12 protein-coding genes are annotated in these 15,453 nt (G+C 63.1%); 7 read left to right on the top strand and 5 right to left on the bottom strand.

The window, feature by feature from the left end:
* Positions 1 to 19: 19 nt before the first annotated feature.
* The 4 genes from Q4S41_RS16065 to Q4S41_RS16050 all read right to left on the bottom strand — a co-directional run bounded on the left by Q4S41_RS16065 (position 20) and on the right by Q4S41_RS16050 (position 3,733).
* Positions 20 to 424, bottom strand: a complete 405-nt coding sequence (locus Q4S41_RS16065) for a hypothetical protein (protein WP_305032144.1) — start codon at positions 422 to 424, stop codon at positions 20 to 22.
* Between the two features lie 25 nt (positions 425 to 449).
* Entirely contained in the window at positions 450 to 1,982 is a 1,533-nt protein-coding gene (locus Q4S41_RS16060; protein ID WP_305032143.1) for an FAD binding domain-containing protein, read from the bottom strand.
* A 149-nt stretch (positions 1,983 to 2,131) separates the two neighbouring features.
* Positions 2,132 to 2,608 carry a nucleoside deaminase gene (locus Q4S41_RS16055; RefSeq protein ID WP_305032142.1) on the bottom strand — a complete coding sequence of 159 codons (477 nt, stop codon included), beginning with the start codon at positions 2,606 to 2,608 and terminating at the stop codon, positions 2,132 to 2,134.
* Between the two features lie 201 nt (positions 2,609 to 2,809).
* Positions 2,810 to 3,733, bottom strand: a complete 924-nt coding sequence (locus Q4S41_RS16050) for a hypothetical protein (RefSeq protein WP_305032141.1) — start codon at positions 3,731 to 3,733, stop codon at positions 2,810 to 2,812.
* A 123-nt stretch (positions 3,734 to 3,856) separates the two neighbouring features.
* Here Q4S41_RS16050 and Q4S41_RS16045 point away from each other — a divergent pair, with 123 nt between their 5' ends.
* The 6 genes from Q4S41_RS16045 to Q4S41_RS16020 all read left to right on the top strand — a co-directional run bounded on the left by Q4S41_RS16045 (position 3,857) and on the right by Q4S41_RS16020 (position 13,924).
* Positions 3,857 to 4,354, top strand: coding sequence for a redoxin domain-containing protein (locus Q4S41_RS16045; protein ID WP_305032140.1), 498 nt, complete (start codon positions 3,857 to 3,859; stop codon positions 4,352 to 4,354).
* 139 nt (positions 4,355 to 4,493) lie between these two features.
* Positions 4,494 to 6,062 (top strand): T9SS type A sorting domain-containing protein, encoded by a 1,569-nt coding sequence (locus tag Q4S41_RS16040; RefSeq protein ID WP_305032139.1) that lies wholly within the window; start codon positions 4,494 to 4,496, stop codon positions 6,060 to 6,062.
* A 104-nt stretch (positions 6,063 to 6,166) separates the two neighbouring features.
* The gene (locus Q4S41_RS16035; RefSeq protein ID WP_305032138.1) at positions 6,167 to 7,276 is read left to right on the top strand and encodes a glycosyltransferase family protein; all 1,110 of its coding nucleotides are present in this window, start codon (positions 6,167 to 6,169) and stop codon (positions 7,274 to 7,276) included.
* Positions 7,277 to 7,453: 177 nt separating this feature from the next.
* Positions 7,454 to 9,520, top strand: a complete 2,067-nt coding sequence (locus tag Q4S41_RS16030) for a peptidylprolyl isomerase (protein ID WP_305032137.1) — start codon at positions 7,454 to 7,456, stop codon at positions 9,518 to 9,520.
* 162 nt (positions 9,521 to 9,682) lie between these two features.
* On the top strand, positions 9,683 to 10,498 hold the full coding sequence (locus Q4S41_RS16025) for a mechanosensitive ion channel family protein (protein ID WP_305032136.1): 816 nt from the start codon (positions 9,683 to 9,685) through the stop codon (positions 10,496 to 10,498).
* A 201-nt stretch (positions 10,499 to 10,699) separates the two neighbouring features.
* Positions 10,700 to 13,924, top strand: coding sequence for a PAS domain S-box protein (locus tag Q4S41_RS16020; RefSeq protein WP_305032135.1), 3,225 nt, complete (start codon positions 10,700 to 10,702; stop codon positions 13,922 to 13,924).
* A 131-nt stretch (positions 13,925 to 14,055) separates the two neighbouring features.
* Here Q4S41_RS16020 and Q4S41_RS16015 read toward each other — a convergent pair whose 3' ends face one another.
* Complete coding sequence (locus Q4S41_RS16015) at positions 14,056 to 14,397, bottom strand: cupin domain-containing protein (protein WP_305032134.1); 342 nt, start codon at positions 14,395 to 14,397, stop codon at positions 14,056 to 14,058.
* A 171-nt stretch (positions 14,398 to 14,568) separates the two neighbouring features.
* Between Q4S41_RS16015 and Q4S41_RS16010 the strand changes: the two genes are divergently transcribed.
* Positions 14,569 to 15,402: a serine O-acetyltransferase gene (locus tag Q4S41_RS16010; RefSeq protein ID WP_305032133.1), complete on the top strand. Its 834-nt coding sequence runs from the start codon at positions 14,569 to 14,571 to the stop codon at positions 15,400 to 15,402.
* Positions 15,403 to 15,453: the final 51 nt, after the last annotated feature.

Below are 15,453 nucleotides of genomic sequence, written 5' to 3'. Positions count from 1 at the left end.
GCGAGAACTAAAGCAAATATTAACGAACGGGTAGGGTGGGGAAACCCGATTTCCAGCTACGCTCCCGCGAATTCCACATCAGGTAAGGGCCGTCGAAGCCTTTAACAAAGGTTAATTCGTAAGCGTCGCTGGCAAGATGGTGGTATTCCGGGTTGGCTGCATTCAACTCGGCTTCCGTGAAGCCTAGCTGTTTTAGAAGCGCCCAGTCATTTGTGGCAGGTAATGTGTGGTGTTGGCGATAGAAAGCGTCCAGTTGCTGGGCCAATACTGTTCCCCGACTCACTTCTTCGTAGTGGGATATTGGTGTAGGCAATAACCAATAAGCTAATCCAGCCAGTAGAGCAACAGCCAAAAGGGGCTTGCTTCCTCTTTTAAAGTATCGTGATTCGCCCCACAGAAAGCGTTGGATAGCGAAGCGGTTCATGGGAGTGCAGTTGAGGTGGAGAATATTAAATCAATTCATCCACCGCCAATTCCGGCGCGAACTCCAGAAAATGCGCCCACAGCAGCTGACGCAGCAGCAGTCGCTTGTAGTCGGCAGTGCCGCGCACGTCGGAAATCGGGCTGATTTCCTCTTGCATCACGGCGTTAGCGGCGCTCACGGTTTCGGCCGTCAGCTCGCGGCCTTGCAGGAAGGCGCTGGTGCGGGCCAGCAGCAGCGGCACCGGCCCCACGCCACCCGCCGAGATGCGGGCGGCTTGGATGAGGCCGTTTTCGACGCGCAGCCAGGCGGCGGAATTCACGCTGGCGATGTCGAGGTGGGTGCGCTTGGATACTTTCTCGAAGTGGAAGAAGTCGCCGGCCAGCGGAGCAGGGAAGCTGATTTCGATAACCTGCTCGTCAGCGGCTTTCGCCAGTTTTTTGTAGCCGAGATAGAGGTCGGGCAAGGCCAGTTCGCGGGTGGCGCCGGCTGCGTCGAGCAGCGTGATAGACGCGCCCAGGGCCAGGAACATGATGGTAAGGTCCCCGATGGGTGAGCCGTTGATGAAGTTGCCGGCCACCGTGCCCATGTTGCGGATGGGCGTGCTCGATACTAGTTTCAGGTACTGCGGCAGGTTGGGCAGCAGGCCGCGCATCAGGTTCGATTCGAGCAACTGGCTGGCCGTGGTGGCGGCGCCCAGCACCACGCGCCCGGTGGTTTCGTGGCGGATGCCGCGCCGGCCGGGCTGGTCGAAAATCAGCCGCACGCCCGGCTGCTCGCGCAACTCTTCGAGGCGCTGCACCAGCAGGTCGGTGCCGCCGCCCACGAGCGGGTGGGTGAGGGGCGCCGGGGCGCCGTGGCCCTGGTCGTTTTGGTTTTGGGCGTGACCGTTGGGCGAGGTCGAAACGTAGCCCGCAGCCTTCGCTGCGGCTCCCTCCGGCCCCGAAGATGTTTCGGATACTTGGGCAGCAGTAGCCCGCAGCCCGGCCAGCTTAGCCGGAATGTCAGCAAAGTAGCCGGGTACGAACTGCTTCTCGCTCAGCCAGGCCAGCGCATTTTCCGCCGGGCGCTGTTCCAACTCGGCCGTGAGCCGAGCGGCAGCTCGCTCCAAAGATTTATATCCTGTGCAGCGGCAGATGTTGCCGTCGATGGCGGCGATGGTGCTTTTCTCGGTGGCGGGCTGGCTGCTCAGGCTGTGGCCCGTCAGCGACATCACGAAGCCTACCGTGCAGAAGCCGCACTGCGAACCGCCCTCGTCCACGATGGCCTGCTGCACGGGGGTGAGCTGGCTGCCGGCCGCGTTGATGCCTTCCACCGTGACGATGTGCTTGCCGGCGGCGTTGCCCAACGGCGTAAGGCAGCTGGTCATGCTCTGGTAGTTCACGGTCTGGCCGTCGGCCGCCAGTTCGCCCACCAGCACGGTGCAGGCGCCGCAGTCGCCCTCGCGGCAGCCGATTTTGGTGCCCTTCAGCTGCTCGTGGTAGCGCACAAAATCAAGCAACGCGCTGGCCGGGGCCTCGCTGGTGCGAATGGGCTGGTCGTTGAGATAGAATTCAATCATGAATCAGGAAACAATAAAAGCACGTCATGCTGAGCTTGTCGAAGCATCTCTACCGCGCAACTAACTCAAATGGATTACTACTGCGGTAGAGATGCTTCGACAAGCTCAGCATGACCGCCTCTTTTGCGCGCTTCCGGCGCTGCTAACTACTAATACTCGGTCTTGCCTTCCAGTTCCGTCCAGGCTTGGAAACCGGCCAGCGCCTCGTCGCGCAGCAGTTGCGTCATGGGCAATTTACGGTTTTCCATGGGCTGGTCCAGCTCTTCGTAGATGAACTGGTCGTCGAAGCCGATGGCGGCCGCGTCGGCTTTGGTATTGCCGTAGAACACGCGGCGCGGGCGGGCCCAGTAAATGGCGCCCAGGCACATGGGGCAGGGCTCGCAGCTGGTGTAGAGGTCGCAGCCGTCGAGCTGGAAGGTGCCTAATTCTTTGCAGGCTTTGCGGATGGCGTCGACTTCGGCGTGGCAGGTGGGGTCGTGGGTGGTGGTGACCTGGTTGAAGCCGCGGGCAATGATTTGGCCGTCCTTCACCACCACTGCGCCGAAGGGGCCGCCGTGCCCGGCCTGCATTTTCTCAATGGACAGGCGAATGGCTTCGCGCATGAATTCGGGGTTGGGAGCTTCCATAGGGTGGGAAAGTGGAATGGCAGACGAAGCCTAAAGTTTTGAAAAACGGGCAACAAAGAAAGGCACAGAATGCCGGATTCGTCGTGCACGGCTTTGGTTCGGCGAGTGAACCGTATGCCCTCAACCCCAAAAAAGCCGGGGCGGTGCCACGCCCAATAAGTCGTGGTACCGCCCCGGCTGGGGTTTGGCCCTGTGTGGCGGCTACTTCGTGAAATTGGGAATGCGTAGCTGGAAGCCCAGTGAGGGCACCACCGTCACGCCGCTCAGCGAGGTGCTTTGGCCGTTGAGCAGGGCGTAATCGCCGTAGTTTTGGTAGAAGAGCGACACGGCCGGAATGACGTAGAAATAGCGGTAGCCGAGCTTCAGGTTGAGGAAGCCGCCGAAGGAGGAGAAGTTGCGCGACTGCAACGGCAGCTCCGGCACCTGCACCGAACCGGTGTAGATTTTGGTGGGCGCAAAGCCGTAACTCACCCAGCTGTGGGCGTACACCAGACCGTAGCTGATGGCCCCGATTTCTTCCTCCGGCCCGAACGAGTTGCTGAACGTGAGCGGGATGAGCAAGTCGTTGCGGGTGGCCCGGAAGTTGAGCAGCGAGTTAATATCCGAGAGGAAGGCCAGGCTGGGCAGCTTGGCGCGCTGGGTAGCAAACTGCAGGCCGATGCTGGCGTAGGTGGTGCCGGTGGTGGCGCCGACGCCGGGGTCTTCGGGCGTGCCGGTGGGGCCCAACAACTGGTAGGCCGCATCAAAAACGTGCGAGCCGAAAGCGTATTTGTAGCCCGCATCGAGGCGAGGCACGATGCCGTAGCGGATGTTGAGGTCGGCGGTGGGCTGCACGGGGTCCAGCACGTAGGCCAGGGCGGCGGCCTGCAGTTGGGTGGTGGCGTCGGTGTAGTCCACTTTTTGCTGCGTCACGGCCTGGGCGGCGGCTTCCTTCACGGCGCTGCCCACCTTGCTGAGCGAAGCCGTGGCCACGTTAAAGCCCTGGTTGTAGCCCACCCGGAATTCGCCCTGCGGCGTGACTTTGCCGGTAGCCACAATGGCGCGCGGCGCGGTGCAGGAAGTGGCCAGTAGCAGGGCCGAAGCGGCCAGCAGGCCGGCAGGAGCGAGGGGAAGAGAGGTTTTCATAGAAGGCATATTAGCGAGAATGGGCTAAAAACGAAAATCAGGCCGAAATAGCCGGAACCCGGGGCTTCAGGCCGTTGTCTTTCCGAGACTTGAGTCTAACGGCCGGCCGCCGTATCTTCGCGTATGCCCCTGCTTTACTTGTTGCTCAGTTACTTAAGCGCCTTGGTGGCGGCGCCAGCGCCGCGGGCCACGGTGTATGTTTTTCTGGCCGATACCTGCCCCATCAGCCAGGCGGCCACGCTGCCGCTGCGCGAGCTGCACGGGCAATACGCGGCGCAGGGCATCCGGTTCGTGGGCGTGTTTCCGGCCGCCGATGCCACGCCCGGCGCGTTGGCGGCTTTTGGCAAAACCTATCAGATTCCCTTTCCGCTGCAAGCCGACGCGGGCCACCGGCTCACCAAAAAGCTGCACGCCCGCGTGACGCCCGAAGCGGTAGTACTAGCAGCGGATGGCAAAACTACCCTATACCAGGGCCGCCTGAACGACGCCTACGCTGGCCTCGGCCAGCACCGCCCCGTGACGCGCCACCACGAGCTGGCCGATGCGCTGGCCGACGTGGTGGCGAGCCGCCCGGTGGCCGTGCCGCGCACCGAGCCGGTGGGATGTTTTATTGAGTATTAATTGATTAATATTGAACGTCATGCTCATCTGGCGTCCGCGCAGCCGAAGCATCTCTACCGCTTCGTTGCATCTGCTATTTGATTAGTTACGCGGTAGAGATGCTTCGACTGCGCTCAGCATGACCGCCTTTTCTTTGTTTATGAAACACCTCTTCTCCCTTCTTTTCCTTGCCACCCTGCTGGCCGCGTCCGGCGCCCGGGCCCAAACCGGCGCGCAAGTCACATTCAGCCAGCACATTGCGCCGCTGGTATACCAGCACTGCACGCCCTGCCACCGCACGGGCGAGGTGGCGCCGTTTCCGCTCACCACCTACGCGGAAGTGGCCAGCCACGGCCTCACCATGAAGTATGTGACGGGCACCAAGTACATGCCGCCGTGGAAGCCCGACGCCAACTACCGCCACTACCTCGACGAGAACACGCTCACGACCACCGAAATCCAGCAGATTCGGGATTGGGTCGATAACGGCATGCCGCAAGGCAACCCGGCCCAGACGCCGCCGGTGCCCACGTACCCGAGCGGTTCGCAGCTGGGCACGCCCGATTTGGTGATTCCAATGGCGCAGAAATTCACGCACCAAGGCAACGGCCAGGACATGTACCGCATTTTTGTGCTGCCCGTGAACCTGCCCGCCGACCGCGACATCGCGGCCATTGAATTCCGGGCCGGCAACAAGCGCATCGTGCACCACGTCATCATCGGCATGGACACCACGCAGCAGGCCCAGGCCCTCGACGCGGCCGACCCCGGCTACGGCTACACCCGCTTCGGCGGCTTCGGCTTCTCGCCGCTCGAAGACGTGTTTGCGGCCTGGGTGCCCGGCATGCAGGCGCGCTTCTACCCCACGGGCATGGGCAAAAAGCTCTACCGCCGGGCCTCGCTGCTGCTCCAGATTCATTACGGCCCCAACTTCGTGACGCAAACCGACTCGTCGGTGGTCAACATCTTTTTCGCCCGTCAGCCCGTCACCCGCTTCGTGCAAACGGTGCCCGCCGTGTCGCCCAACATCCTCACCAACGGCCCGTTCGTGATTCCGGCCAACCAAGTGAAAACCTTCCACGCCCAGCTCACCGTGCCGGCCGATGTGACGGTGCTCAGCGTGTCGCCGCACGCCCACTACCTCAGCAAAAGCTGGAAGGTATGGGCCGTGAAGCCCAACGGCGATACCATCCGGCTGGTGAAAATCAACGACTGGGACTTCCGCTGGCAGGGCAACTACCGCTTCACCAGCCTGCAGCGGGTGCCGGCCGGCGCGCGCCTCATGGCCGATGCCACCTACGACAACACCACCAACAACCCGCGCAACCCCAACACCCCGCCCCGGCAAGTGACCTGGGGCGAAAGCACCACCGCCGAGATGCTGCTCACTTATTTCGAGCTGCTGGCCTACCAGCCCGGCGATGAAAACATCGTGCTCAGCACCCTGCCCGGCGTGGCCACCACCCCCGGCACCGTACAAATGGCCGTATTCCCGAACCCCGGCAGCGGCAGTTCAGCCGTTAGCTTCCAGCTGGCAAAGCCCGGGCCCGTCACTGTGTCGCTGCTCGATGCCACCGGCCGCGTGGTGAAGGTTTTAACCCGCGAAAGAGCTTATCCCGCCGGCCCGCAGCAGGTGCCACTGCCGCTGGAAGGCGTGGCCGCTGGTATTTACTTCGTGAAGCTGGAATCGAACGAAGGAACGCGCAATGAGAAGCTGGTGGTGAAGTAGGAGTGGAGCTTATCGAGAAAAGTAAAAGAACGTCATGCTTCGACTTCGCTCAGCATGACGTTCTTTTACTTTTCATTCCTCCTTCCATTTCCTCATTCCAAAGAATGAACATCCTATACGGAGTGCCCGGCGAGGGCCTGGGCCACGCCACCCGCAGCAAAGTCGTCATTGGCCACCTCTTGGCGCAGGGCCACCAGGTGTGTGTGGTGAGCAGCAGCCGCGCCTACAAAATGCTGGCCGCCGCCTTTCCCGGCCGGGTCCACGAAATTCGGGGCTTCCACCTAGCCTACAATGGGCTGGCGGTGAGCAAGCTGCGCACGGCCGCCCTCACGCTGCGCACCGCGCCGGAGGATTTGCGCATCAACTTCGCCAAGTACCGCGAACTGCTCTGCGATTTCGAGCCCGAGGTGGTGGTGTCGGATTTTGAGTCCTTCACCTACCTGTTTGCCAAGATGCAACGGCTGCCCATCGTCAGCATTGATAATATGCAGATTATCAGCCGGGCCAAGCTGAATATGGCGGTGCCCAAAGCCGAGCGCAGCAACTACAATCTGGCCAAAAGCATTGTGCGGGCCAAGCTGCCACACAGCCGCCATTATTTCGTGACGACCTTCTTCGAACTGCCGCTGGAGAAGGAGCGCACCACGCTGGTGCCACCCATTATCCGGCCCGAAATCCTGGCGGCCCCGCCCTCTAAGGGCAGCCATGTGCTGGTGTACCAGTCGGCCACCACGCAGCAAAACCTGGTGCCGCTGCTTCAACAGCTGCCCGACCAGGAGTTCCGCGTCTACGGCTTCAACAAGCAGGAAAGCCACGGCAACGTGCAGCTCTGCGCCTTCTCGGAGGCTGGTTTCATTGCCGACTTGGCCAGCGCCCGCGCCGTGGTCACCAACGGTGGCTTTTCGCTGATTTCGGAGGCCGTGTTTCTGCACAAGCCGATTTGCGCCATTCCCATTCCGGCGCAGTTTGAGCAGTGGCTGAACGCCGCCGAAGTAGAGAAAATGGGCTACGGCCGTCACTTCGAAGCCATCACGGCCGACAACCTGCGGGCCTTCCTCTACGGTCTGGCCAGCTTTGAGAAATCCCTGGCCAGCTACCAGCAGCAGGGCAACGAGGTGCTTTTTGCCCGTCTCGATGAGGAATTGAAAGAAATTGGCAGCCGCCACCTGCCCGCCGAGCTGGCAGCGCAGGAGGCATCATGGGGTGGCGAATAGAGGTGAGTTAAGAGTTAAAGAGCGTCATGCTGAGCGCAGCCGAAGCATCTCTACCGCGTAACTAAATATGACGATTAGGTTTGCTACCGAGGTAGAGATGCTTCGACTGCGCTCAGCATGACGTTCTTTCTTTAAATCTTGACTGAAGAGCAAAGCTCTCCCTGCTACATTTACCGCATGCCCCACCGCTCCTTTCGCTACTGGCCGCTGCTGTTGCTGGCGGCCGCCTGCGCCCGCACGCCCCGCGCCAGCACCGACCTCGCCAACAAGTACCACGACGCCACCATTCGCCAAATCGGCACGGCCCAGGACGAGCGCAACACGCCCGCGCTGCTGCCTTTCCTGACCAATAACAACTCCAATTACCGCCGCGAAGCCGCCCTAGCTTTCGCCTCGGTGCAGGCGCCGGCAGCCGTGCCCGGCCTGCTGCCGCTGCTGCGCGATGCCGACCCCACGGTGCGCCGCGCCGCCGCCTATGCTCTGGGCCAAATCGGCGACAGCAGCGCCGTTGACACCCTGCGCGTGCGCGTGCTGAAGGAAAACGACCCCGTGGTGCGCCGCTACGTGCACGAGGCCCTGGGCCGCACCGTGACGCGCCGCAGCTTGCCCGAACTGTGGCGCGTGGAAACCCTGAACGACACCGCCCGCGCCGCCGCTCTGGCTTGGGGCCTGAGCCGCGCCGCCCTGCGCGGCCTCACCTCGCCGGAAAGCATCCGGCGCACGGTGGCGGTGCTCAACTCGCCCAAGCTGCCCGCTCGGGGACGGCTGGCGGCCGTGGTGGGCCTGTCGCGCACCCGGGGCTATGATGCCGATTTGCAGCGGCTGGCCGAGTCCACGCTGGTGCGGGTGGCGCAGAAAGACCGGTCGTATGCCGTGAGGGCGGCGGCGGCGGCCACGCTGGGCAAAATCGCGGCGCTTAGCTCAGCGGCACCCGGGGGAGGCGCGGCAACTGTCGCTCCGGTGACTTCGGCTGCTTCAGCAACGGTGCCGGCCAGTGGCAGCCCGGCGGCGGTACTGGCGCGCCTAGCTACCAAAGATGCTGATTACCGGGTGCGGCTGAGCGCCATTCGGGCCCTGCCGTTTGGGACTGAAACCTATGCCGCCAGCCGCAAGGCCGTGTTCACGGCCCTGAGCCGCGACCAGCCCGCCGTGGCACTCACGGCGGCCGAGTGGCTGTTGGCTCACGCAAAAGGGGAGAATGGCGCGGCGCTGGCGGCCCTGGCCGATGGCAACAAGCAAGCCTCGCCGCGGGTGCGGGCGGCGTTGCTACAAGCGGCCGTGCGCCACGCCAGCCCGGCCGCCCGGCCCAGCCTGGTCGAAACCATCGAGAAGCGCTACCCAGCCGCGCCCACCACGTACGAAAAGAGCTTTTTGCTGCAAGCTCTGGGTGAAGACCCGGCCGCGTTCGACTTTGCGCGCACCGAAGCATTTGCTGCCGGGCAGGCGCCGGTGGTAGCCGGCGCGGCGCTCACGGCGCTGCTGGCCATGCGCCGCCACGCCGACTTCCCCGCTGCCCGACAAGCCGATTTCGCCGCTGCTATGCGCCAAGCTTTGTTCGAAGGTGACGTGGCCCAGCTTGGCACCGCCGCCGAAGCCTACGCCGACCCCAAGCTCTTCCCTGAGCCCCAGGCGGCTGACCTCACGGCCTTGCACCAGGCCCAGGCCAGGCTGCGGCTGCCCCGCGAGATTGAGGCCTGGCAGGGCTTGCAGCAGGCGCTGGATAAGCTGGAGAAGAAGAAAGTGCCCACGCCTTCGCCCGTGGCCACGGCCGCGCAGCATCCCATCAACTGGGCCGTGGTGCAGGCCGTGCCGGTGGGCCAGCAGGTGCGGCTGCGCACCAGCAAAGGCATTATTTTGCTCGAGCTGAAACCCAACGAGGCGCCCGGCGCCGTGGCCAGCTTTGTGGCGCTGCTCAACGAGCATTTCTACGACAAGCTGTACTTCCACCGCGTGGTGCCCAATTTCGTGGCCCAGGGCGGCGACCCGCGCGGCGACGGCAACGGCAGCGCCCCCTACAACCTGCGCTCCGAATTCGGCGACCTGCGCTATCAGGAGGGCAGCGTGGGCCTGGCTTCGGCCGGCAAGGACACCGAAAGCTGCCAGTTTTTTATCACCCACACGCCCACGCCGCACCTCGACGGACGCTACCCCATTTTTGCCCAGGTGGTGGGCGGCATGGATGTGGTGCATAAGCTCGACATCGGCGACCAGATTCTGGGCGTGGAGCTGGTGAAGCTGCCGTAGTCTTGGTTTGGAAATGGAATAAAACGTCATGCTGAGCGCAGCCGAAGCATCTCTACCGCGCAACGTAATTCATCCGTTGAGATTAGTATTGCGGTAGTGATGCTTCGGCTGCGCTCAGCATGACTTTCTTTTTATATCAATCGTTATTCCTTCTTTCCTGCTATGAACCAAGTCGCTACCTACGCCCAGCAGTTGCAAACGCTCGTCCTCCTCTACCTGCCCCGTGTGCTAATGGCCGCTGTGGCGCTGCTGGTGGGCTGGTGGCTCATTGGGTGGGCCAGTCGGCTGATTGCCACGGCCACCCGGCGGCTCGATGTGTCGCTGGCTTCGTTTATGACCAGCCTGGTCAATATTGTGCTCAAGGTGCTGCTGCTGATTTCGGTGGCGGGCATGGTGGGCTTCGAAACCACCTCGTTTGTGGCCATTCTGGGAGCGGCGGGCCTGGCGGTGGGGCTGGCCTTGCAGGGCACGCTGGCCAACTTCGCGGGCGGGGTATTGATTCTGATTTTCAAGCCCTACGTGGTGGGCGATACCATTGAGTCGCAGGGCAAATCGGGTGAGGTGAAGGAAATCCAGATTTTCAACACCATCCTCGTCACGCCGCAGGGCGATACCGTCATCCTGCCCAACGGGGCCACGTCGAACAACGTCATTGTGAATAAAACGGCCCAGAACAAAGCCCTGGTGGAGATTGTGGCCGAAGTCGACAACAGCACCCAGCTGGACGAGCTGCGCGGCTGGGCCGTGCCTCTCATGCAGGCCGACGAGCAGGTGCTGCCCGCGCCCGCGCCGCAGGTGGTGGTCACGGGACTCAAGCCCGGCGGCATGACGGTGGCCTTCCGGGCCTACACGGCGGCCGGCCACAACGGCGGCGCCCAGGCCCGCCTCATCGAGCAGATACAGCAGGCGCTGGCCCAGAAGGGCGTGAACGGCCCGGTGCCCGTGTCGCACAGCTACGTGCGCACGCTGCCCAATTAACCACCGTCTTAAGCCAATATCAGGTGCTCAATGAAGCAAGTGGCTATAGCAGAAGCTGGTTGAGGGCATCTACTTAGACCGCTTGAACGTAATTTGATTGCAAGCCTACAGCCATTGGCCGGAGCGCTGCGCTGATGGCCCGCTCGGGTGCTCTACGCGGCGGCCCCCTTTTTTGAGTGCCAACCCGCCACCTCCGTGCCCATGCCCATGACCCGAGCAGAGCTAGAAAACGCACTGGCCCAGCAACAGGCCGAGAATGCGGTGCTACGAGCGGCCCTGGCCCAGGCCACGGTATCGCCCGGCGCCACCCCTCCGGAGCTGCCCAACCAGCAGGAGCTGTTGCAGCTGATGGAGGAAATGTACACGGCCGTGGTGCTCACCGATACCGATTTCCGGGTGACGTGGGTGAACAAGGGCTTCACCACCCTGTGCGGCTTCGAGCCGCACGAGGTGGTGGGGCTGCCGCCGGCCGCGTTCCTGCGGCCGGGGCTGGACGATGAGAAGACCCTTCGGTACATTGAGGAAAGCCTGCAGGCGCGGCTGCCGTTTCACTACGAGGTGCGCAGCCACCACCCGAAGGCCGCCGCCCGCTGGATTCGGGTGAAGGTGCAGCCCATCTACAACGAGCGGGGCGAAATGGTGATGGCCGGGCTGCTGGAAAATATTTCGGAGTGGAAAGAGGCCCAGTCGAATCTGGCCGAGAGCGAAAACCGGTTTCGGGCGCTGGCTGAGAACGTGCCCGGCGTGCTTTATGAGTGGCGCGAAAACGCGGATGGCACCGGCCATTTCCTGTACGTCAGCCCCAAGCTGTTCGAGCTATTCGATATTCAGCCCTCGGAAGTAGAACGCGTGCTGAGCTACGTGCACCCCGACGATATCCAAAACCTGCGCGAGTCCATTGCCGAGGCCAACCGCACCCAAACCCCGTGGTCTTACGAAGGGCGGGTAGTGGTGCCCGGACGGCCGTTGCGCTGGTTCCGGGGCAATGCGGTGGTCACCAGCCGCGATGCCGGAGGTGTCACCTACAGCGGCATTCTGCAGGATATTACGCCCCTGAAACAAGCCCTAACGGCCCTGCGCGAAAGGGAACTGCGCTGGCACCTGGCCATTGAAGGCTTCGGCGATGGCACCTGGGAGCGCGACATGCGCTCGAACGCCGTTTTTTACTCGGCCGATTACCGGGCCATGCTGGGCGGCTACACCGAGGAGGAGTTTCCGAACGACTACAACAGCTGGCTCACCCACATGCACCCCGACGACCTGGAGCCGGCCCAGCGCAGCGCCTGGGCCTACCTGCGCGGCGAGGCGCCGATGATGGCCGTCGAGTTTCGGATGCGCTGCAAAGACGGCAGCTACAAGTGGGTGCTGAGCCGGGCCCTCATTACCAAGCGCGGGCCCGACGGCGAGCCGCTGATTTTCACGGGCACCCACACCGATATTTCGGAGCTGAAAAAGGCCCGCGAAGCCCTCGATACTTCCAACCAGCGCCTCACGGCCGTCATCGCCAACTTCCACGAGGGCGTGGTGCTGGAAGATGAAAACCGGCACATTGTGCTGGCCAACCAAGCTTTTGCCCGCCTGCTGCACGTGCCCGCGCCCCCCGAGAACTTGATGGGGCAGGAGGGAACCACCCTGGCCGAAGGCGTGCGCGACCTGGTGCAACACCCCAACCAGTACGTGGCGCGCATCACGGCGCTGCTGCGCCGCCGCAAGCCCGTGGCGGGCGATGTGCTGACCCTGCGCGACGGCCGGATTCTGCAGCGCGACTTCGCCCCGATTTTCGACCAGCACCGCTACATCGGCCACCTCTGGAAGTATGAAGACATTACGGCCCGCGCCCGCGCCGAGGAAGACCTCAAGCGCCGCGAGGAGAAATACCGCGGCATCATCGAAAATATGTCGCTGGGCCTGGTAGAGGCCGATTTGGACGACTACCTGCTGTATGCCAACCAGAGCTTCTGCGACATGACCGGCTTCTGCACCGACGAGCTAAAGGGCCGCAAGCTCTCGCCATTACTGCTCTCCGGCGACGACCTGGAACTGGTGGAAAGCAAGCTCGAAATGCGCCAGGACGGCATTGCCGACTCTTACGAAATAGCCGTGACCACCAAAAACGGCGAAGTGAAATGGCTGCTGGTGAGCGGCGCCCCGCTCTACGACAACGACCAGCGGCTGGTGGGCTCCATCGGCATCTACCTCGACGTGACGCCCCAGAAACACCTCGAAACCAGCCTGCGCGAGGCCAAGGGCCTGGCCGAAATCAGCACCCAGGCCAAGCAGAATTTTCTGGCCAACATGAGCCACGAAATTCGCACGCCCATGAACGCCATTCTGGGCATGAGCCAGCTGCTGGCCAAAACCGACCTCAGTACCCCGCAGGCCAGCTATTTGCACGCCATCACGTCGTCGGCCGAAAACCTGCTGGTCATCATCAACGACATTCTGGACCTTTCCAAAATTGAATCGGGCCGGTTGGCCGTGGAGAAAATCGGCTTTAGCGTGTGCCAGGTGTGCGCGCAGGTGGAGAAAACCCTGCACTACAAAGCCGCCGAAAAAGGCCTGAATTTCGTGACGCACTGCGACGCCGCCATGCCCGCCGTGCTGCTCGGCGACCCCTACCGCATCACCCAGGTGCTGCTGAACCTGGCCGGCAACTCCGTAAAATTCACTGAGCGAGGCACCGTGCATTCTTCCTGCGCGCTGCGCGGCTACACGGCCACGGGCGAAGCCATGGTTGAATTTACGGTCCGGGACACCGGCATTGGCATCGATGCGGAGTACCTGGCGCAGGTGTTTGATGAGTTCAGCCAGGAAGATTCGTCGGTTACGCGGCAGTTTGGCGGCACGGGGCTGGGGCTGGGCATCAGCAAGAAGCTGGTGGAGCTGCTGGGCGGCGAGCTGCACATCGAAAGCCGGAAACACCACGGCACCACCAGCCGCTTCGTGCTGCACCTGCCCGTGGGGGGAGTGCACGACGTGCCCCAAAAGGAGGGCGCCGACATTGCCGGCCTGCAGCACGCCCTGCGCGGCAAGCAGGTGCTGCTGGTAGAAGACAATGTATTCAACCGCATGCTGGCGTCTATTTTCCTGAGCAATGCCGAGCTGGAAGTGACGGAAGCCGGCAACGGCGAAATAGCCGTCGAACTGGCCCGCGCCCAAGCCTTCGACCTGATTCTGATGGACGTGCAAATGCCCGTCATGAACGGCTACGAGGCCACCATCCTCATCCGGGAGGCGCTGGGGCCGGCCGTGCCCATCATCGCCCTCACCGCCAATGCCATTGAGGGCGAGCGCGAAAAGTGCCTCGCTGCGGGCATGAACGACTACATCACCAAGCCTTTTCAGGAGGCTTCACTGGTGAAGATGGTGTACGACTGGGTGCTGGGGCCGCGCCGGCAGGAAGCGGTTGGAGTGGGGCAGGAGTAAACGGAAACCGCCTGTCATCCTGAGCGCAGCGAAGGACTTTCTCACGTTTGAACAACAGGTTCTGACGTGAGAAGGTCCTTCGCTGCGCTCAGGATGACAGGCGGTTTTTGCGGCCAATGTAGCTTTTAACCCTACTTCCCCTCGCGGCCGTGCACCTGCGCCGGGGGCGACGTGGCCTCCACGGCCGAGAAGGTTTCGAGAATCTTGTAGGTGTGCTCGGCGCCCTGGGGCACCACCCAGGAGTTGCCGGGCTCCAGCAGCACCATCTGGCCGGCCAGGTGAAATTCAGCCCGGCCGCTGAGCACGTAGCCCACGGTTTCGTAGGGGCGCGTGGCGGGGGCTTTGGCTTCGCCGGGCTCTTCGTTTTCCCACATGCGCATGGCCACGTGCTTGCCCGAGGCCAGGTATTTCTCGCCGTCGGGGCCTTTGGGCGAATGCTGCGAATCGACTTTGATGATGGTGGTATCGGCCATGAGGTGTTGGATTAAGAAAGGGGAGGAGTATCTTTTGGCCGGGAGCCGCGGGGGCCGCCGGCCGTTTCTTAACGGCCGAAGCCGCCCGGCCGTTGCTGCGGCTGGCCGAAAACCTTCGCCGGCCCGCCTGGTTAAACTCCCCGCTTCATCACCTTCCTTTTTTCTGTTTCCGTGCTTCCCGAATCTTTCGCTATCGAGCTGGCCCAGGCCCATGCTTCCGTGCCCGATGCCCTGCCCGGCGCCGCCTTTTGCGCCCTGGCCGATGGCCTGTTGGGCCTGCTGTTCCCGTACCGGGCCGAACGGCCCCTCCCCAATGCCGACGTAGTGGCCGCCGAGCTCTACCATTTCCGCTCCGAACTGGCCGTGCTGCTGGCCAAGGTGCCGGCCCTGCCGGCCCCCGCCGCCGAGCTGGCCGACGAGTTCACTTCCCAACTGCCGGCCCTGCGTGCCGCCCTGCTGCGCGATGCCACCGCCATTCTGGCCAGCGACCCCGCCGCCCAGGGCCTGGCCGAAATCATCGGTTCCTACCCCGGTTTCTACGCCACGGCGCTCTACCGCATTGCCCATGCCCTGCACCAGCGCGGGCTGCCGCGCCTGCCGCGCCTGCTGAGCGAGCACGCCCACCAGCGCACGGGCGTCGACATTCACCCCGGCGCGCACATCGGCCCGGCTTTCTGCATCGACCACGGCACGGGCCTCGTCATCGGCGAAACGGCCATCATCGGGGCCAATGTGCAGATTTACCAGGGCGTAACCCTGGGCGCCATGAGCGTGACCAAGGGCCTGCAGGGCCAGAAGCGCCACCCCACCATCGAAGACCATGTGGTGATTTACGCCGGGGCTACCATCCTGGGCGGCAGTACGGTAGTGGGCGCACATAGCGTCATCGGCGGCAACGTGTGGCTGACCGAGAGCGTACCCTCGCACTCCCGCGTGTATCACCGCGCCCACATCAACATCTCCCGCAGCGTGGACCCCGCCGCGGAGTTGGTTTTTTCAATTTGATTGTAGCGTGGACTCTGCGAGTCCGCGCGTTTTTGAACGACCAATGCGCGG

Origin of the sequence: Hymenobacter convexus (genome assembly GCF_030580955.1) — a bacterium.
Taxonomy (GTDB): Bacteria; Bacteroidota; Bacteroidia; order Cytophagales; family Hymenobacteraceae; genus Hymenobacter.
The sequence above is the reverse complement of the archived record's forward strand: the minus strand, read 5'-3'. Positions and strand labels throughout refer to the sequence as shown.

Excerpts from the sequence above, each read along its gene's own strand:
- Q4S41_RS16020 (WP_305032135.1), top strand. The coding sequence starts at position 10,700 with ATGCCCATGACCCGAGCAGAGCTAGAAAACGCACTGGCCCAGCAACAG.
- Q4S41_RS16030 (WP_305032137.1), top strand. The coding sequence starts at position 7,454 with ATGCCCCACCGCTCCTTTCGCTACTGGCCGCTGCTGTTGCTGGCGGCC.
- Q4S41_RS16040 (WP_305032139.1), top strand. The coding sequence starts at position 4,494 with ATGAAACACCTCTTCTCCCTTCTTTTCCTTGCCACCCTGCTGGCCGCG.
- Q4S41_RS16050 (WP_305032141.1), bottom strand. The coding sequence starts at position 3,733 with ATGAAAACCTCTCTTCCCCTCGCTCCTGCCGGCCTGCTGGCCGCTTCG.
- Q4S41_RS16035 (WP_305032138.1), top strand. The coding sequence starts at position 6,167 with ATGAACATCCTATACGGAGTGCCCGGCGAGGGCCTGGGCCACGCCACC.
- Q4S41_RS16045 (WP_305032140.1), top strand. The coding sequence starts at position 3,857 with ATGCCCCTGCTTTACTTGTTGCTCAGTTACTTAAGCGCCTTGGTGGCG.
- Q4S41_RS16055 (WP_305032142.1), bottom strand. The coding sequence starts at position 2,608 with ATGGAAGCTCCCAACCCCGAATTCATGCGCGAAGCCATTCGCCTGTCC.
- Q4S41_RS16065 (WP_305032144.1), bottom strand. The coding sequence starts at position 424 with ATGAACCGCTTCGCTATCCAACGCTTTCTGTGGGGCGAATCACGATAC.
- Q4S41_RS16060 (WP_305032143.1), bottom strand. The coding sequence starts at position 1,982 with ATGATTGAATTCTATCTCAACGACCAGCCCATTCGCACCAGCGAGGCC.
- Q4S41_RS16025 (WP_305032136.1), top strand. The coding sequence starts at position 9,683 with ATGAACCAAGTCGCTACCTACGCCCAGCAGTTGCAAACGCTCGTCCTC.
- Q4S41_RS16015 (WP_305032134.1), bottom strand. The coding sequence starts at position 14,397 with ATGGCCGATACCACCATCATCAAAGTCGATTCGCAGCATTCGCCCAAA.